12 protein-coding genes are annotated in these 17,284 nt (G+C 53.3%); 4 read left to right on the top strand and 8 right to left on the bottom strand.

Annotated elements, in window-relative coordinates; translation table 11 throughout:
* Positions 1 to 14: 14 nt before the first annotated feature.
* The 6 genes from purE to N7E73_RS10565 all read right to left on the bottom strand — a co-directional run bounded on the left by purE (position 15) and on the right by N7E73_RS10565 (position 8,530).
* The gene (gene purE / locus N7E73_RS10590; protein ID WP_432734658.1) at positions 15 to 509 is read right to left on the bottom strand and encodes a 5-(carboxyamino)imidazole ribonucleotide mutase; all 495 of its coding nucleotides are present in this window, start codon (positions 507 to 509) and stop codon (positions 15 to 17) included.
* Positions 506 to 1,777: a phosphoribosylamine--glycine ligase gene (gene purD / locus N7E73_RS10585; RefSeq protein WP_432734657.1), complete on the bottom strand. Its 1,272-nt coding sequence runs from the start codon at positions 1,775 to 1,777 to the stop codon at positions 506 to 508. Before purD ends, purE begins: the two co-directional genes overlap by 4 nt.
* Positions 1,778 to 2,238: 461 nt before the next feature.
* Positions 2,239 to 3,915 (bottom strand): methyl-accepting chemotaxis protein, encoded by a 1,677-nt coding sequence (locus tag N7E73_RS10580; RefSeq protein WP_432734656.1) that lies wholly within the window; start codon positions 3,913 to 3,915, stop codon positions 2,239 to 2,241.
* Positions 3,916 to 4,091: 176 nt separating this feature from the next.
* Positions 4,092 to 6,626 (bottom strand): ACT domain-containing protein, encoded by a 2,535-nt coding sequence (locus tag N7E73_RS10575; protein WP_432734655.1) that lies wholly within the window; start codon positions 6,624 to 6,626, stop codon positions 4,092 to 4,094.
* 130 nt (positions 6,627 to 6,756) lie between these two features.
* On the bottom strand, positions 6,757 to 7,095 hold the full coding sequence (locus N7E73_RS10570) for a P-II family nitrogen regulator (protein ID WP_432734654.1): 339 nt from the start codon (positions 7,093 to 7,095) through the stop codon (positions 6,757 to 6,759).
* 232 nt (positions 7,096 to 7,327) lie between these two features.
* Positions 7,328 to 8,530, bottom strand: coding sequence for an ammonium transporter (locus N7E73_RS10565; protein WP_432734653.1), 1,203 nt, complete (start codon positions 8,528 to 8,530; stop codon positions 7,328 to 7,330).
* Positions 8,531 to 9,113: 583 nt separating this feature from the next.
* Between N7E73_RS10565 and N7E73_RS10560 the strand changes: the two genes are divergently transcribed.
* Entirely contained in the window at positions 9,114 to 10,037 is a 924-nt protein-coding gene (locus N7E73_RS10560) for a metal ABC transporter solute-binding protein, Zn/Mn family (protein ID WP_432734652.1), read from the top strand.
* A gap of 100 nt (positions 10,038 to 10,137) precedes the next feature.
* Here N7E73_RS10560 and N7E73_RS10555 read toward each other — a convergent pair whose 3' ends face one another.
* Positions 10,138 to 10,368, bottom strand: coding sequence for a hypothetical protein (locus N7E73_RS10555; protein ID WP_432734651.1), 231 nt, complete (start codon positions 10,366 to 10,368; stop codon positions 10,138 to 10,140).
* A gap of 325 nt (positions 10,369 to 10,693) precedes the next feature.
* On the opposite strand from N7E73_RS10555, the gene N7E73_RS10550 reads away from it, so the two are divergent.
* The 3 genes from N7E73_RS10550 (at position 10,694) to N7E73_RS10540 (ending at position 15,431) form a co-directional block, all read left to right on the top strand.
* On the top strand, positions 10,694 to 12,241 hold the full coding sequence (locus N7E73_RS10550) for a sigma-54-dependent Fis family transcriptional regulator (RefSeq protein WP_432734650.1): 1,548 nt from the start codon (positions 10,694 to 10,696) through the stop codon (positions 12,239 to 12,241).
* A gap of 196 nt (positions 12,242 to 12,437) precedes the next feature.
* The gene (locus tag N7E73_RS10545) at positions 12,438 to 14,102 is read left to right on the top strand and encodes a hydantoinase/oxoprolinase family protein (protein WP_432734649.1); all 1,665 of its coding nucleotides are present in this window, start codon (positions 12,438 to 12,440) and stop codon (positions 14,100 to 14,102) included.
* Between the two features lie 9 nt (positions 14,103 to 14,111).
* A complete protein-coding gene (locus N7E73_RS10540) occupies positions 14,112 to 15,431 on the top strand; it encodes a histone deacetylase family protein (protein WP_432734648.1) in 1,320 nt (439 codons plus the stop codon).
* Positions 15,432 to 15,700: 269 nt separating this feature from the next.
* Here the strand turns inward: N7E73_RS10540 and N7E73_RS10535 are convergent, their stop codons facing one another.
* Positions 15,701 to 17,272: a methyl-accepting chemotaxis protein gene (locus tag N7E73_RS10535; protein ID WP_432734647.1), complete on the bottom strand. Its 1,572-nt coding sequence runs from the start codon at positions 17,270 to 17,272 to the stop codon at positions 15,701 to 15,703.
* Positions 17,273 to 17,284 lie beyond the last annotated feature (12 nt).

The following is a 17,284-nucleotide window of genomic DNA, read 5'->3' as shown; positions in this document are numbered from 1 at the left end:
AGCTTGACGGCAATCTACCTGCCTTCAAGTTCCGCAGCAGCCTGTTCGACGGAATCAATGAATCCCTGACGGGCTTCTCTGATTTTGCCGGCCAGTTCCGCATCGTGGAGAGCGAGGATCTGGGCAGCCAGCCATGCTGCGTTGCGGGCTCCGACCTTGTCGAGAGCCACGGTGCCGACCGGGAATCCCGGAGGCATCTGGACGGTTGCCAGCAGGGCATCCATGCCGCCAAGAGGAGAACCGCAGATAGGCACGCCTATTACGGGTTTGATTGTCTTTGCAGCAACGGCCCCGGCAAGGTGGGCTGCAAGCCCGGCTGCACAGATGAAGATTTCACAACCGTTTTCTTCCAGTTCCTTGACCAGATTCGCAGTCCTTTCGGGGGTGCGGTGTGCCGAAGAAACAGTGAAAACGTGGGGAACACCAAGCTTGGTCAGCAGATCAGAGCAAGGCTGCATTGTATCCTTGTCGGAAATGGACCCCATGAAGATCGCTACTTTTGCACTCATTTTTTAAGACCCTTGTTACCGATATCACGGCGGAAGTAGGCTTTATCAAAAGAGATATTCGCCACAGCTTCATAAGCCCTCTTCTGGGCCGCCCCGAGATCCGCCCCCAGAGCAGTAATGCCCAGCACGCGTCCGCCGTTGGTTAATGTTTTACCCTCAGCATATGTTGTGCCGGCCTGGAAGACCTTCACACCTTCGATCTTTTCGGCTTCTTCGATACCGGTGATTTCAGCGCCCTTCTCATAGGAACCGGGATAACCGCCTGCGGCCATGACAACACAGATGGTTGTCTCGTCCTTAAGTTTCACTTCCACTTCGGGAAGGCGGTTTTCCACGCAGGCAAGCATGATTTCAACCAGATCGCAGTCCAGACGCATCAGCAGCGGCTGGCACTCCGGATCACCGAAACGAACATTGTATTCAAGAACGGAAGGACCGTTTTCAGTGTACATGAGACCGGCATAAAGGATACCGGTAAATGGCTCGCCGCGTTCGGCCAGAAGCTTGAGGATCGGTTTGATCACCAGCTCGGCGGTCTCCGCATACTTATCGCTGGGCAGGATCGGGGCCGGGCTGTATGCGCCCATACCTCCGGTATTGGGACCGGTATCCCCTTCGCCTACAGCCTTGTGGTCCTGAGCGGAAGGCAGCAGGGCGTAGTCTTCACCGGCGCAGAAAGCCAGGAAGGAAGCTTCCTCTCCCTTGAGAGCCTCTTCAACTACAACCCTTTCCCCGGCAGAACCGAAGATCTTTTTGACCATCATATCGTCAAGGGCCTCAAGAGCTTCCTCAACGGAAGAAGCTACGACTACACCTTTTCCGGCTGCAAGGCCGTCAGCCTTCACAACGATGGGTGCGCCCTTTTCTTCCACAAAGGCCCGGGCCTGTTCATATTCATCAAAAACCTGGAAAGGTGCGGTGGGAACGCCGGAATCACGCATGGTAATCTTGGAGAAAGCCTTGCTCCCTTCCAGATTTGCAGCATACGCGCCGGGGCCGAAGCAGGGGATTCCCTCTTTTGCCAAGGCTTCCTTGATGCCCAGCACCAGAGGAAGTTCAGGTCCGGCAACAACCAGGTCGATTTTGTTTTCCTTGGCAAAACGAACCAGGCCGGGCAGATCGTCATCCTTGATGGGAACGTTGGTTCCTTCAAGGCGGGTTCCGCCATTACCGGGAGCAATAAAAATTTCAGAAACCTTCGGGCTCTGCCTGATTTTCCAGGCCAGAGCGTGTTCTCTTCCACCAGATCCTACTATAAGAATTTTCATGAAACTATCCTCTCCACAAGATTAAGCTAGGCCTCCCTTAGAAAAATATCGCCATTTTGGCAAGGAAATGCGCTTGCGGCCGACCTCCGGAGGCGTACTGCCAGCCAACACGCTACCCCGCACAAACAGTTTTCACAGTGGGGCTATTTTGAACAGAATGGGGAAAAGTAAAACAACGGAGCAGTTACCCTACTGCCGGCACTGCATGGTTCCGGGCCAGATACTCTGCCCAGAATAGTACGACATCATGAATTCTCCAAACATTTTCTCCAGCTCGGTACTGCCTCAAATTCTGAAAATCAAAAGACCGTTAATCGGAGGAAATTCTCCCGCAGACAACGTTCTCCACTAAAACCTGTGGTCGACTCACGCAGCAGCATCCCGGACAAACTGAACCCGGTGAAGATTTGAAGAATCAATCTCCACCGGGAATGATTTGAGAAAAGAATGGATCAATAAGCTTAGCTGCTGATGCGCACGTCCGCGGCAATAACTCCGAGCAGCTTTCCGCTGGGATTCAGGATAGGTCCTGAAACAGTGATGCAGTTGCAGCCGGTGGCACTGGATTTATAAACATCGGAAATGCAGATGGTGCGGTCGCCCGCAACTTCACTGAACCAGTTTCTTGAGCTCCAGTCCTTGCCGTAAGCTGACTTGTCCTCGGAGTAGCTGTCCCACTGACCGCTGACGTTGCTCACGGTCTGACGACCGGCATGATCGGTGATATAGAGCAGTTCAAGAAAACTGTTATTACGCACGGCACTGCGCATGGCCCTTTCCTGAAGCTCCCGGTCAAGGGAAAGAATGTCCGCAGAACGGGCCAGAGAATCAATAACTTCCTGCACCTGTCCGTTACCGACCAGCTTGAACACGCCGACCATATCATCAAGGTCGCCAATGCGTCTGCCTAGGACGGCAACAGCTTCGTCAGCGCCGTTCATGGCTGCCCCGGTCTCATCGGAAATGGCATGTACCTCGGTCACGGCTTCACGCACGGCATTGCTGGCTTCGGACTGCTGAAGCGCCTCTTCGGCAATAAGCCGCACACGCTCGGAGCTCTTTGCGGCCAGATCGACAATTTCCCCGAGGGCCTGCCCGGATCTGGAAGCAAGCTCGGAAGCATCACCGGCCAGCCCGGTTATATGGTTGACCCCGTCCACGGTCTTGAGCACGTGCTCCTGAATCCTGCCGATCTCGGTTCCGACGTCGCGGGTGGCCTCCATGGTTTTTTCCGCAAGATTACGGACCTCATCGGCAACAACCGCGAATCCGCGACCGGCATCCCCGGCACGGGCGGCCTCAATGGCGGCGTTCAGGGCCAGCAGGTTGGTCTGGTCGGCAATGTCGGAAATAACGCTCATGATATTGCCGATGCCGTCAGCCTGCCTGCCAAGGGTCTCCACCCTTTCGTTAAGCTCATTGGTGTTGTTCATAACCGAATTAATGGACTCGATGGTCTTCTCAAGGACAAGCTCACCGGACCGTGCTTTTTCGGCGGCAAGCTCGGCATCCACAGCCGCCGACTCAGCGCGCTCCACAGAGCTGCGGATGGAAACATCTATCTGTTCCATGGAGGTAACAACTGAAGAAAGATAATCCTGCTGCCTCCCGGCACCTTCCCGTGCCCGGGAAGAGGCGTCATCAAGCATTGCAGAGCTGTTGCGGATACCGTCCACCGCATTTTCAAGAGTCCCGGCAGCTGAAAGCAGACCCTTGCAGCGGGCCTGCTCACCGTGATGACGAGCCTCCTCCGCAAGTTTGTAAGCTGCCAACTGCTTTGAAATTTCTATTTCGCACTGCTTTCCTGCATCATCCAGTTTGGCAATCAGGGAATTTATATGCTCGGCAAGAGCTTCAGATGCCGGAACAACGGCCTTCACCGCCGCAGCATCACCGCGAAAGGACGTTCCGCGAACCAGCGAATCCATCCATGAGTTTACGTTCCGGCAGTTATCACCGACTTTTGTTGCGGCAAGAAATATGGAAATCCCGCAGACCAGAATCGCCCCGATAAACAACCCGGCCAGGGGAACTGCGCTTTCACCGATAAACGTTTCCGGCGTGACAATAAGAAGCGCGCAAAGCACGCACAACACGACGACATCTATTACCAGATGCACCATTAACCTTGAAAACATCAGCAGACTCCTTACTTGAAGGCTGACAGGAAAGGACTCAAGGACCGGACCCGCTCAGCCTGTTACGGATAATCCCGATTTAATCCAAAGATGCTTCCCGCGAACCTCCGAGGGTAAATCAAATCACCGGACGCGCACAGCGCATCAGAACTGACTTGGCGCGGCTGATAAATAAATCAGAAATTCGCAAGTGAATACTCCAGTGCATCGATCAATTCATTCACGTGTTCACTGTCCTCAATCTTGCCGCCTTCAGGCCCTTCCACATGGAAAACATCGAAAACACTCTGGCCGGTGGTCGAAATGCGGGCCATACGAAGATCCACATTCATGCGGGAAAAAAGGGCGGCGATATCGTAAAGCAGCCCGGAACGGTCTTGAGCTATCACTTCAATGAGAGTGCAGGATTCACTTGAATCATTGTCCACGGTTATTCTGGTGGGCACCCGGACAGGCTGGTTACGCGAATAACCGGAATTGCGTTTTTTATGCAGCCGGAAATCCAGAGACAGTCTGCCAGTCAGAGCATACATTACCGCGCGCTCGACGCGGGCCCATATATCAGTCGGGGCGCTCTCCGAGGGAGCTTCCACAATGAACGTGTTCACCGCAGTTCCATCGGCCCACGAAAAAATTTCTGCCGAAAGAATATTGACCGAATGGAGCGACAGGGCTCCGCTCTGTGCTGCAAAGAGAAAATCCTGATCGCGCGCGGTTATGACCAGCTTGATCCGGCTCTCATCATCCGAGGCAAAACTGCGCACGATGTTTATACCCCTGCCGCCCTTACCGGCAGGCTTGCGGATCAGGTCCTTTTCATAAAGGACGTTGAATTCCAGAACCTGCTTCATGTGCAGGACAATCTCATCAGGGTCCTCCGCAAGCAGGTACCGCTCGGGCATGACCGCGATCATTCTTTCCACCGTCTGCGGCTCAAAATTTCCTGCGGCAGCCAGCCAGAGCCTGCGCACGGCATCGGCCATCAGGTCCTCACTTTCCAGCACGCAGTACCTGTCATCTGTAAGGGCCAGCTCCAGGCCGGAATAAATTTCACGCAGCAGGGATTCGCTCCAGGAATTCCAGACCCGCGGCCCGGTAGCCATGGAATCGGCCATGGAAAGGATGAACAGCATTCTTAAACGACGCGCCGAGCGCACGGTCTCAGCAATGGCCCGGAGGGCTTCCAGAGAACTCAAGTCGATGGAGCGCGAGGCCCGCACCAGCAGCAGATGCTCGCGGACCAGAAAAATAACGTCTTCCTTGAAACGGGCCGGAAAACCTGTGCGGGCGAGGATTTCTTCGACTATCTTGGCTCCGCGTTCACTGTGGTTGCGTTTGCCCTTGCCTATGTCATGGAAAAAGGCTGCCAGTACGAGGGCATCAAAATCCTGTGCGGAAATGCAGTTCCCGCCTTCGGCAAACTCATCCCGGAAAATTTCACGGCACTTGTTCACGGTCAGCAGGGAATGGCGTCCGGGAGGATACTGATGGTATCCGTCATAAGGAACCAGCTCCGAAACTGTTGCAAACTCCGGCAGGAATGATTTGAAAAGTCCGCTGTCCAGCATTTCAAGAGAGGTTCTCCAGCCGAATTCCCCCTTAAGTATATCTATGAGGGTTGTCAGGGCCTTCTCGACACTCACCCCGGCGGCACTATCCACCCTGGAAACGGCTCTGCGGGCCTCGCGGGTCAGGGGATACCCGTTGCGGGACTTGGTTTCAAAAACCGCCAGAGCCTCTGCAAGGCCCACCGGACCTTCGCATCCTATGAAGGAGCGCATTGCCCGGTCAAAAGATTCGCGGTAAAGGGCATCTCCCATGGACCGGATGCGTACCATGGCCTTGTGGATGGAGGTCAGCAGATCATTGCCCCTCTTGGCCGGGTTGTAACCCTTAACCCCGCACAGGGAGGCTACGTCAGGCAGGATATCAAGGATAAGCCTGTCCTGCTTGCGCCTTCTGATCAAATGAACCGCACACCGGGCACGCATGATCAATGCTTCGTCTTTGCACAGATCACTGAGATCATCCTGATTGAGCGGGGCATACCCGCCTTTTATATCCGCACACCACTTTACAAACTGGGCATCACGCAATCCGCCCCAGCCGTTCTTCAGTTCCGGCTCAAGAACCACCGAATCCATTCCCACGCCCATGAGGCTGCGATTTTCCCAGAGGGTCCGGCAGAAACTGTCGCCTGCTTCGGGCAACACCTTTTCCCTGAATCCTGCAAAAAGCCTGCGGAAAGGTTCCTCTTCCCCGGCAATGAAACGCAGGTCCAGAAGCGAGGCAAGCACCTTGAAATCGGACTTTGCCAGCTTCAGGTTGTCCTTGACCGAGCGCACCCCGTGCCCGACCTCGAACTTGAGATCCCAGAGGGGATGGAACAGAAAGGCCGAAAGTTCTTCCAGCCCTGTACCTGAAAGATGGTCTGAAAGAATGAGCACATCAAGATCTGAACAGGGAGCAAGCTGCCCCCGGCCGTATCCGCCCACGGCAACCACGGAAAAACCTTCTCCGGAAAGCAGTATCCCGCAGCTCATGGCCTCTTCCACTCTTTCCGTAAAATAAGCGTCCACAAGCCTGGACATCTGCTGGGGGAAATCCTGCGGCATGCTCTTTGAGCATGCCGCGAGCAGGATTTCCCGTCCGGCAAGCAGGTTATCTATGGAGGCCCGGGGGGAGCTCCCGGAATTGGGTTCGTGAATCATTTTTCTGATATTATGCACAGCACTATTAAGGATGATTCAATCCCCGGACTCCAGAGGGGCGGCTCCCCTCTGAATGTCCGGACAATCCGGAAAGCCACAGGCCATACGGAATACATAAACTGATTAGCACCTAGATGGCTTCTCTGCCGGTTTCACCGGTACGGATACGCACAACTTCTTCAACAGGGAGTACAAAGATCTTGCCGTCGCCGACCTTTCCGGTCTTTGCAGCAGCACTTACCGCATCAATGACTTCGGGAACGCGGTCAGCCTCCACCACGATTTCAATCTTGGCCTTGGCCAGAAAGTCCACCTGATACTCGGCACCGCGGTAAACTTCCTTATGACCACCCTGACGGCCGAAGCCTTTGACATCGGTTACGGTCATCCCTTTTAGTCCGAGGGCGGCAACAGCTTCCTTCACATCATCCACCTTGAAAGGCCTTACAATTATTTCGATCTTTCTCATCAGATTTCATCCTATTAATTTTAGCATAAGCAATTTGAACTATGGATGCCTCCGGCGGCCCTGCCGGGGGCCTTAAACCCTTTTGCAAAAGGGTTTAAGAATCCCAAAACCTTTTATTAAGGCTTCGCCGCAGGTAGGGGCAAATATCATTTCAATTTAACTGACTATATTTGTTCCTTGCAGTTTAACCCACCAGGTTCACTTAAATAAGTTACCTGACGGTTGAAACTCCTTACATCTGGTATCCGGCTTCGCTGTGTTCGGAAACGTCCATACCGGCAACTTCGGCTTCTTCAGAAGGTCTGAGTCCGTAGAATTTATCGATAAGCTTGAACAGAATCCAGCTGACTGCAAAGCAGTATCCCCAGGTGGCGATGCAGGATTCAATCTGAATCCAGAGCTGGCCGGGATTGCCGTAGAACAGGCCTTCTGCACCGATGCTTGCAAAAAGGCCGGTAGCAATTGCACCGAAAGTACCACCGATACCGTGAATGCCGACAACGTCGAGGGAATCGTCATACTTGAACTTGGATTTGAGCAGCACGCCGCCGTAACAGATTGCGCCACCGCCGAAACCGATCACGATTGCAGCCATGGGGGTAACGAAACCGGCAGCAGGGGTAATGGCAACCAGTCCTGCAACAGCACCGGAAGCGGCACCGAGGGTGGTGGGCTTTCCTGCGTGCATGGTTTCAACCAGCAGCCAGCCCAGAACCGCTGCGGCAGCAGCCATGTGGGTGGTAACAAAGGCATTGGCAGCAAGACCGTTTGCGGCAAGAGCGCTACCGGCGTTGAATCCGAACCAGCCGAACCAGAGAATACCGGCACCGAGCAGAGTCATGGGCAGGTTATGAGGAATGAAAGGTTCCTTGCCGTAGCCCTTGCGCTTGCCCATAACCAGACATGCAGCCAGCGCAGCGGAAGCGGAACTCATATGAACAACTGCGCCACCGGCAAAGTCGAGAGCTCCGTCACTTCCCATCCAGCCGCCGCCCCATACCCAGTGGCACATGGGGGAGTAAACAAAGATCACCCAGAGAGTGGAAAAAATCAGCAGAGCCCCGAACCTCATGCGCTCAGCAAACGCACCGGTAATCAGCGCGGGAGTAATAACTGCAAACATGCACTGGAAGACCATGAACAGCAGGTGGGGAAGGTTATCGGCAGGACTGTTCAGGGTATCCATGCCTACACCGTTAAGAGCGAAAAAGTCCAGTCCACCGATTATGCCGCCGATGTCGGTCCCGAATGCCAATGTATATCCTATGACCGCCCAGACAATCGAAACCAGTCCGAGCATGATGAAACTCTGCATGATGGTGGCAAGAACGTTTTTGCTGCGCACCATACCTGCGTAGAAAAGAGCCAGCCCCGGAGTCATGAACATTACCAGAGCCGCGCATATGAGAATGAAAGAAGTATCTGCCGCATTCATTTTTTATCAACCCCCGTTGATTTTCATTTTTTACATTTATGTATTCGTCTACAACTTCAACCAAGCATTATTTTGCAAATTTGCTAATTTTACCCTTCAAAACTGAATATTCACTACCGATAAAGCACACTTTGTGCCAAAATCGGCCAACCTCTAACCCAAAAAAAAGCTAAAAGATACCCGAAATACATATTTGCAATTTATCAAAAAATTTTACCTTCAAAAAAGTACCTTTTGCACATAAAAATAAAAAATCGCGCAAAAACAAAAGACGAGTATTCGCAAAAAAGAAATCCATACGGAATATAATTACACAGGATTCTTCCCGATAGCCACATCTACATAGAAAAAGGAGGAATCAGACGAACCCAAGACAGCTTCTCAGGAACAGGAAGAAACTCAACACCGGCCGGAAGAGGGGCACGCACCCACACGCTCAACAAATTTGTCAAGAACACAATAAATACACACAGAACAAACATCGCGCCACGCTAACGCAGACTCATTCCTGTTGACTTCCGCACAAATGTGGTACACATATTTGTTTAATTGATACTCAATATCAACATCATCGGAGTACAACATGAAAAAAACACAACTAATCGCCGCACTGGCACTGACCCTGCTTCTTTCAGGAACAGCACTTGCGGCGCCGATGCAGGTAACCGTATCCATCCTGCCGTTGAAATATTTTGTAGAAAAAATTGGAGGAGACCACGTCGAGGTTAACGTCATGGTCCGCCCCGGAAGCAGTCCCGCAACATACGAACCTCAACCGAAACAAATGGCGCAACTCAGCAGGGCTGATGTGTACTTCGCCATAGGGGTTCCATTTGAGCGGGCCTGGCTGCCGAGGTTTAAATCCGCAAACAGCAAACTTAACATCGTTGATCTCGGCGAGAGTGTTGTCCGCATCCCCATGCAGAACCATGTACACAGTGAAGAGCAGGCCGAAGAACACCACGAGCCGGACAGACATGATCACGAGGACGAGTTCCTGGCCGACCCCCACATCTGGCTGTCCCCTGCCCTGGCAAGAATTATGAGCATGCAGATACGGGACACCCTGAGCGGGATTGACCCAGCCAACAGCAAGGAATACAGGGCCAACCAGTTGAGTCTTGCGGAAGAAATCAGCCGACTGGACGAAGAACTGCTGAAAATGTTCTCTGGCGGGCAGGGCGGAACCAGCTTCATGGTTTACCACCCGTCATGGGGATATTTCGCCAGATGTTATGGATTAAGGCAGATCCCCATTGAAATAGAAGGAAAGGAACCAAGCCCGAAGGAATTGGGCCAGTTGACGGAGTTTGCAAAAAGAAACTCTGTTACAGCCATATTTGTGCAACCCCAGTTCTCGCGCAAGAGTGCCGAAGCCATTGCCTCGTCAATTGGAGCAAAAGTACTCGTAGCCGATCCGCTTGCGGAAGACTGGGCGGAAAACCTCAGAAAGGCCGCACGAACCTTTTATCAGGACGCACGTCAGGCTGGACCTGAAAATTTTTAAGCGAGCACCTGACACAAAAAACTAAAACCCCGCTGACTGGGTGGTCAGCGGGGTTTTATCTGGCGATTTCCGTCCACAGTGAGGTGGGACACAAAACTCTTTAATATGTAAGCACTCCGAGCAGAGTCATCATAAAAGCCACTGCTCCGCGAAAAACGGATGGGCCGCCTGCTGACGGCATTTCTGCATTCAACCTTGAACGCAACTCATTGAAAGAATGATCCATTTCACGAAAGCTGTCACGCCTTTCCCTTTTGGACTGGCGGGACTCTTCCCGTAGCAGTGCCATCTCCTTACGATGCACAGACACTAACGATTCTACACCTGTCATTGATTCGTCTCCATGTATGTGGGAAAAACTGCGGCCGAAGTGTTTTTCATAATCTGAAATGGTTATGGACCGGAAAGCCCGGAGGGGTCGGGGAGGTGGAGTGGGCTTCCCGGTCCATACTTGACTAACAAGCTGATTCATTCTTAGCATCAAACGTGCCAAAGTTTTTACACGCTCACAAAACCGCTGTAACAAAGAGATTCCATTCCACTCCCCGCCCATTGGCATCATTCCTACACATTCTTCAGTTTTGACAATTAGTGATTTTAACGATATTTAGAAATTATCTCAAAATAACAACAAACACTCCTCTTACGAAGAAAACATGAGCCTATCAATCAATGACTACAAAGCCCTGTCGCAGGAACTGGACCCTGAAAAACTTCAGATGACGATCCTGACCCTGCTCCTGCAACTGCAGAACGTGGAAAGGGGTTCTCTCTGGCTGAAAAAAGACGGCATGTACGAATGCGTGGAAGCTTTGGGCAACAAGAGCGACACAGTTAAGGGAGTCAGGCTCTCCCCGCAGGAGCAGAGCATTGTGGGGTGGGTCATTGAAAACGGCAAGATGACCATTGCCGAAGCCGGGGAAAACCGCCACCACAGCGTGATTGAGGAGAACTTCAAGATCAAGAGCCGGCTGATCCTGTGCTTTCCCCTTCTGGTGAAAGGACACGACGTATACGGCGCCGTACAGGTTATCGACACCAGCGCCTCCGGAGACAGGCTTAACCTTGACCCGGGCTACCTGACCATGCTTCAGGACATGGTCGACATCGGCGCGATCACCCTCAGCAACTCTCTTGAATTTCAGCGCCAGCAGCGTAAATATGCCCAGTTGAGTCTTACCCTGAGCAGCATCCGCGGCAAAAAAAGCATCGTAGGCAAGAGCCCGTCCATCAACAAGGCCCTGAAACTGGTACGAAACTACGGGGCAACCAACTACCCTGTTCTGCTTTACGGTGAATCAGGAACAGGTAAGGAGCTCTTTGCGGAAGAAATTCACGTCCAGAGCTCAAGGGCCAATCGCCCATTCCTTACTCAGAACTGCAGCGCCATCCCGGAGAATCTGCTTGAAAGTGAGCTCTTCGGCTACGTAAAAGGTGCTTTCACCGGAGCCAACAGCAACAAATCAGGGTTGTTTGAAGCCGCAGACGGCGGAACCGTGTTTCTGGACGAAATCGGAGACATGGACATAAACCTGCAGGCCAAGCTGCTGCGCGTTCTGCAGGAGAATGAAATCAAACCCCTTGGCGGTACTGCTACAAAAAAAATAGATGTACGCATCATCTCGGCCACCAACCGCAACCTTGAGGAGGATGTCCGTTCCGGCAGGTTCAGGGAGGACCTATATTACCGCTTGAACGTTCTGCCCCTCAAACTCCCGGCCCTGCGGGAAAGAAACGACGATATCCCTCTTCTCACCGACTATTTCCTGACCAGAGAGGCCTCTCACAGCCATATGCTGCCCAAGAGAATGGACGAAACGTCCATGACGGCAATGCAGAACTACCCCTGGCCGGGCAACATCCGCGAACTTGAGAACACGGTGAAGCAGTTTCAGGCCATGGTTCCGGGAGACACCATCCGCATAACGGACCTGCCGCCCCACATCGCCACACCCGGATCTGCTCCAAAAGCCGAAGATCCGGGCAGGCGTCCACCCCTCAACTCCCCGGAACAGCAGCCTCAAGCGCCAATTACGTCTGGACTCACCGACCTGACCTGGCAGGAAATGGAACACACTTATGTGATGGGACTGCTTGAAAAATTCCGTTGGAATATAAGTCGCGCAGCCAAAGCTGCAGGGGTAAACCGCTCCACCTTCGACTCGCGGATGAAGAAGCTCGGGATCAGCAAAAGCCAAGTTTAAACCGCTCACGGACAAGTTCATACCGCTGACGGTAAAACCTCTTTACTCCGGCAATGACCGGGTGCTAGTTAGGTGATTGATCTAGAATTCGGGGAGTGCGCCTTTAAAGGCTCCGCCAGCCCAGAGTTCGGATTATCCACGGCATGCACTTATTCCCGGCAGCTCCTGCGGGAAAAACCTTTCAAGGATTTACCAGATGCTCCTCTTAGGAATTGACGTGGGCGGCACCCACACAGACGCGGTAGCCATCGGGCCGGACGGAATAGAGGCCCAGGTAAAGGTTGCCACCCAGCACGACAACCTGCTCTCTTCCATCAGAAACGGACTTGGCGAAATCGTCCGCAACACCGACCCCGCACGCATAAAACAGCTGAACCTGAGCACCACCCTGTCCACCAACTCCATTGTAGAAGGCAACTTCGAGGATGTGGGGGTCATAGTCTCAGCAGGCCCCGGGCTCGATCCGCACTCGTTCATGGTCTGCAAGGACTTCCATGTCATCCCCGGCTCGCTGGACCACCGCGGGTCGGAAACCAAACGGCTCGACAACCTCGCCCTTGAGGAAGCCATCGCCTCATGCCGCAAATCAGGAATCAAGGTCTATGCCGCAGTCACCAAATTTTCGCCCCGCAATCCTTCCCACGAAAAGGCCATAGAACTGGCCGTTGGCGACAATGCCGATTTCATCACTCTCGGACACCAGCTTACCGGACGACTTAATTTTCCCCGGCGCATCTCCACCGCCTTTTACAACTGTGCAGTCTGGCGCATTTTCAACAAATTCGCGGATGCCATATCCGACACCCTGGATGAAATGGGGCTTGGACACATCAAGGTAAACATTCTTAAAGCCGACGGAGGAACCATGCCGTTGCCGCTCTCAAGAAAAGTCCCGGTCCAATCCATATTTTCCGGCCCGGCAGCCAGCGTCATGGGCATAATTGCCCTTTGCAACATCACCCACGATTCCATAATTTTCGACATCGGTGGAACCACCACCGACATCGCCATCTTTGTCGGCGGCAGCCCGCTTATCGAACAGGAAGGGATCGACATCGGTTCGCACCCCACACTTGTACGGGCCCTGAAAGTCCTTTCCATAGGCATCGGTGGAGACTCGGCCATCTCGGTCATGGACGGAAACGTGCGGGTCGGCCCCAACAGGCTCGGTCCATCCATTGCCTTCGGGGGGATTGTTCCCACCCTTACCGATGCACTTATCTGGAAAGGCAGCTGCGATTGCGGCAACATCGAAGCCTCCAGAAGCAGTTTAGCCGGATTCGCCGCAAAACACGGTTTTGAAACCGAGGAACTGGCTGACCTGGCCATTGCCTACGCAGTGGAAAAGATTCACTCCTCCACCCGTGAAATGGTAGACGAAATCAACCAGCAGCCGGTCTACACCATCCACGAACTGCTGGAGAACCGGCGTATCATTCCGCGAAAAATATACATCATGGGCGGTCCCGCACAGGCCATGAAAATGGACATCTTCCGCAAGTTCCGCCTCTCCACCGAAGTTCCGAAAAACTACGATGTGGCAAACGCCATCGGCGCGGCCCTGACCCGAACCACCACCGAGCTTGAACTTTTCGCCGACACCGAACGCGGCCTCATGTTCATTCCCTCGCTCGGACACCGCGAAAACATTCCACGCAACTACATGCTAGAAGATGCGGAAAAAGACGCCATGAACCACCTGCTGGCCCATCTGGGGGAAATGCACGTGGCTGCGGACGGTTCCAACGCACAGATTACCTCTTCATCATCATTCAACATGGTCAACGGGGTGAGCAAGGTAGGCCGCAACATCAGGGTCAAATGCCAGATAAAACCCGGCGTGGTCCGGACATATTCATAGGGAGTCAGTATGCTCAAGGCTGAAAACAGTCTGGGAATCATCTTTTTCCCCGCCTTTGACTGGGCCATTTCGCCCACACACCCCGAAAGGGAAGAAAGGCTGCTCTACACTCAGGACCAGCTCCGCGAAGAAGGCATCTTCGATATAGAAGGCATCCGCGAATACAAGCCAGAGGTGGCCACCACTGAAGACATAGAACGGGTCCACTTCTGCTTTCCAGAAGCCGAAGCCGTAGCCACCCGCTCCCACTGCATTTCCGCCGGGGGAGCCATAAAGGCCGCCAAGCTGGTCATGGAAGGAGAACGGGAGCGGGCTTTTGCCCTCGTACGTCCTCCGGGACACCATGCCATGAAGACAGTTCAGGGTTCACGCGGCTTCTGTGCAATCAACATCGAAGCAATAATGTGCGAATACATCCGCGAAATGTACGGCCCGAAACGCATCGCCATCATAGATACGGACTGCCACCACGGAGACGGCACTCAGGATGTGTACTGGCATGACCCGGACACTCTGTTCATTTCCATGCATCAGGATGGTCGCACCCTCTATCCCGGCACAGGATTTCCCAAGGAAGCCGGCGGACCGAAGGCCCTTGGACGAACTGTCAACATCCCGCTGCCTCCGGGAACATCGGATGCCGGGTTCATGATGGTCATGGAAAACATCGTCATGCCAATCCTTGATGACTTCAAGCCGGACCTGATCATAAACTCCGCCGGGCAGGACAACCATTTCACCGATCCCATCACCAACATGAACTTTTCGGCTCAGGGCTACGCAGCACTCAACTCCATGCTCAAGCCCCACATTGCCGTACTTGAGGGCGGATATGCCATTCAGGGAGCCCTGCCCTACGTGAACCTCGGAATCAGCCTTGCCATGGCCGGCGTGGACTACTCCCACGTACGCGAACCCGGATTCAATCCGGAGACCCTGCGCGAGTCAGCTGAAATCATGGATTACATCGCCAAACTCTGCGACGGGATAAGGGATGTCTACTTCAACCCGCCCACTCAAAGCAGCGAAGGCGTCATCAGCGGCAACTGGTCCGTGCGGCACCGGAACATATTCTACGATACCGAAGGTTTCACCGAGTCCCAGACCGAATCCCTGCTGCTCTGCGACCACTGCCGTGGTCTGCTTAAAATCGAAACCCAGCGGGAAAACGGTCCCATGGGCTTCGGAGTGGAAATACCCATCGGGGCCTGCGACAAATGTCGCAACACCGGTTACTCACTGCTTGAAGAGGCACAGGTAAAAAGCCGCTACCGCTACATGCAGATGATCAACCGCAAGGACAAGGATTACCTGCGCTACGGGTTCTGAAATAAAAAGAAAAAAATCCTCAAGTTATGAGGACACGAACCCTTTTCGCCTGAGCGGCCAAAGGGGGGAGGGAAACTCTTTTTGTTTCGCTCTGCCCTGGAAATATCAGACAGATACCTTAGACGGCGTTGCGAGGCCAGTTTTGGTGTGCTGCGCGCTTTTGACGATCTGGCTTACAAAACAAAAAACCGCAACACTATGTATTGCGGTCAAACAGCCTGAAATAAAAAGGCCCCGATATTCATTATGAACTGTCGGGGCCTTTAAAATTATTGCATTTCGCGAATTATCCGGGAAAGCTCTTCTGCCAGCTCGGTAAGCTTGTCGATAGCTTCCGCTGACTGAACCATGGCCTGCTCCGTCTCACTGGAGATACGGCTGACCTCAATGGTCGACCTGTTTATCTGCTCACTTGCCGCTGCCTGCTGTTCCGCTGCAGTAGCTATGGAACGGATACGGTCTGCAGTAGCCTCGGAAACCGCAACAATCTCGCTCAAAGACGCGCCGGACTGGTCTGCAAGCTCGGTACTTTTGGTAACAGCTTTAACAGCGGCATCGGTGGCCTTCACGTTGGCCTTGGCTCCGGCCTGAATTCCCGACACTGCCTGATGCACTTCAGACGTTGCCTGAACTGTTTTTTCAGCCAGCTTGCGGACTTCATCAGCTACTACCGCAAACCCACGTCCGGCCTCACCGGCCCTTGCAGCTTCGATAGCGGCGTTGAGAGCCAGCAGGTTAGTCTGATCGGCAATATCTTCAATCACGCTCAACACGTTTCCGATACTTACAGACTTCCTGTCCAGTTCTTCCATGGACTCCTTAAGGGTTGCAGCCTGTCCGGCAACCTCATCAATGGCATCCACAACTCCGCGGACAACGTCGGCCCCGCTCTCGGCCTTGTGTTTGGCCTGATCGGCATCACCTGCAGCTTCCTGAGCATGGCGGGCAACCTCAAGAACCGTAACGTTCATTTCTTCCATCGCAGTGGCAGCCTGCCCGGCCTGCTCAGTCTGAACAACGGCTCCGTTACGGGCCTCGTTCACCAGCCTGTGCAGAAGATCGGCAGCCTCGCCAAGTTCATGCACAACGCTTCCGGCCTGCTCGGCAGCCTTGGCTATACGCTCATTCTGGCTCATGATCTGTGCTTCGCGCCGCTTGAGTTCCGTAGTCACAATGTACAAACAGCACCCGCCGATGACATTGCCCACCACATCATGCAAAGGAAACAGGTTGGCAAGAATGTTGATGTCACTACCATTGGTATGTTTGAAAACGACCTCACGGTTCATGACCCTGTTGTCGTCATCCATACAGTGTCCAATCAGCGACCTGCGGTCATCATTGTAAAAAATCTGGGAGAGCATGCGTCCGTAATACGACTCAGGGGACTTATCAGAACCGATCATATCCATGCATTCCTGATTCAGAAAAGTAATCTTCTCTTCTTTATCAACAATACAGCATGCTATGGGCAGTCCTCCGAGAATGCTTGTGCTGAACCCGAGCCTCTCCTTGTAACCGGCACCAAGCCGGGCAACGGCATCGCGCAGGTCATCAAGGCCGAGAGAAGTACATTTGTCGGCTCCGGCATAATCTCCGCTCAAAATACGGGATGAAAAATCGGTGATGCTGTTAATGGGCTTAAGGACCTGATTGTTCAGCATGAACATCAGCACACCACCCAGGACGGCTAAAAGGCATACAATAATTGTAGCAGCAACTCCGGCAGAGACCCCGCCGGAAGAATAGATGTAAGCCCCGCAGGCAAGAGCTGCAGCAACCAGTCCGCCGTAGTAAGTCACGGCAAAAAGCTTAAGAAATTTGTCGTTGTTTCCGAACATGGAAGTTCTCCT

The organism is Maridesulfovibrio sp. FT414, assembly GCF_050916235.1.
Classification (GTDB): domain Bacteria; phylum Desulfobacterota; class Desulfovibrionia; order Desulfovibrionales; family Desulfovibrionaceae; genus Maridesulfovibrio.
This window is presented reverse-complemented; position numbering and strand designations above follow the sequence as displayed.

Bases quoted from the DNA above. Each gene is read 5' to 3' on its own strand.
- purE (WP_432734658.1), bottom strand. From the start codon at position 509: ATGAGTGCAAAAGTAGCGATCTTCATGGGGTCCATTTCCGACAAGGAT.
- purD (WP_432734657.1), bottom strand. From the start codon at position 1,777: ATGAAAATTCTTATAGTAGGATCTGGTGGAAGAGAACACGCTCTGGCC.
- N7E73_RS10580 (WP_432734656.1), bottom strand. From the start codon at position 3,915: ATGTTTTCAAGGTTAATGGTGCATCTGGTAATAGATGTCGTCGTGTTG.
- N7E73_RS10575 (WP_432734655.1), bottom strand. From the start codon at position 6,626: ATGATTCACGAACCCAATTCCGGGAGCTCCCCCCGGGCCTCCATAGAT.
- N7E73_RS10570 (WP_432734654.1), bottom strand. From the start codon at position 7,095: ATGAGAAAGATCGAAATAATTGTAAGGCCTTTCAAGGTGGATGATGTG.
- N7E73_RS10565 (WP_432734653.1), bottom strand. From the start codon at position 8,530: ATGAATGCGGCAGATACTTCTTTCATTCTCATATGCGCGGCTCTGGTA.
- N7E73_RS10560 (WP_432734652.1), top strand. From the start codon at position 9,114: ATGAAAAAAACACAACTAATCGCCGCACTGGCACTGACCCTGCTTCTT.
- N7E73_RS10555 (WP_432734651.1), bottom strand. From the start codon at position 10,368: ATGACAGGTGTAGAATCGTTAGTGTCTGTGCATCGTAAGGAGATGGCA.
- N7E73_RS10550 (WP_432734650.1), top strand. From the start codon at position 10,694: ATGAGCCTATCAATCAATGACTACAAAGCCCTGTCGCAGGAACTGGAC.
- N7E73_RS10545 (WP_432734649.1), top strand. From the start codon at position 12,438: ATGCTCCTCTTAGGAATTGACGTGGGCGGCACCCACACAGACGCGGTA.
- N7E73_RS10540 (WP_432734648.1), top strand. From the start codon at position 14,112: ATGCTCAAGGCTGAAAACAGTCTGGGAATCATCTTTTTCCCCGCCTTT.
- N7E73_RS10535 (WP_432734647.1), bottom strand. From the start codon at position 17,272: ATGTTCGGAAACAACGACAAATTTCTTAAGCTTTTTGCCGTGACTTAC.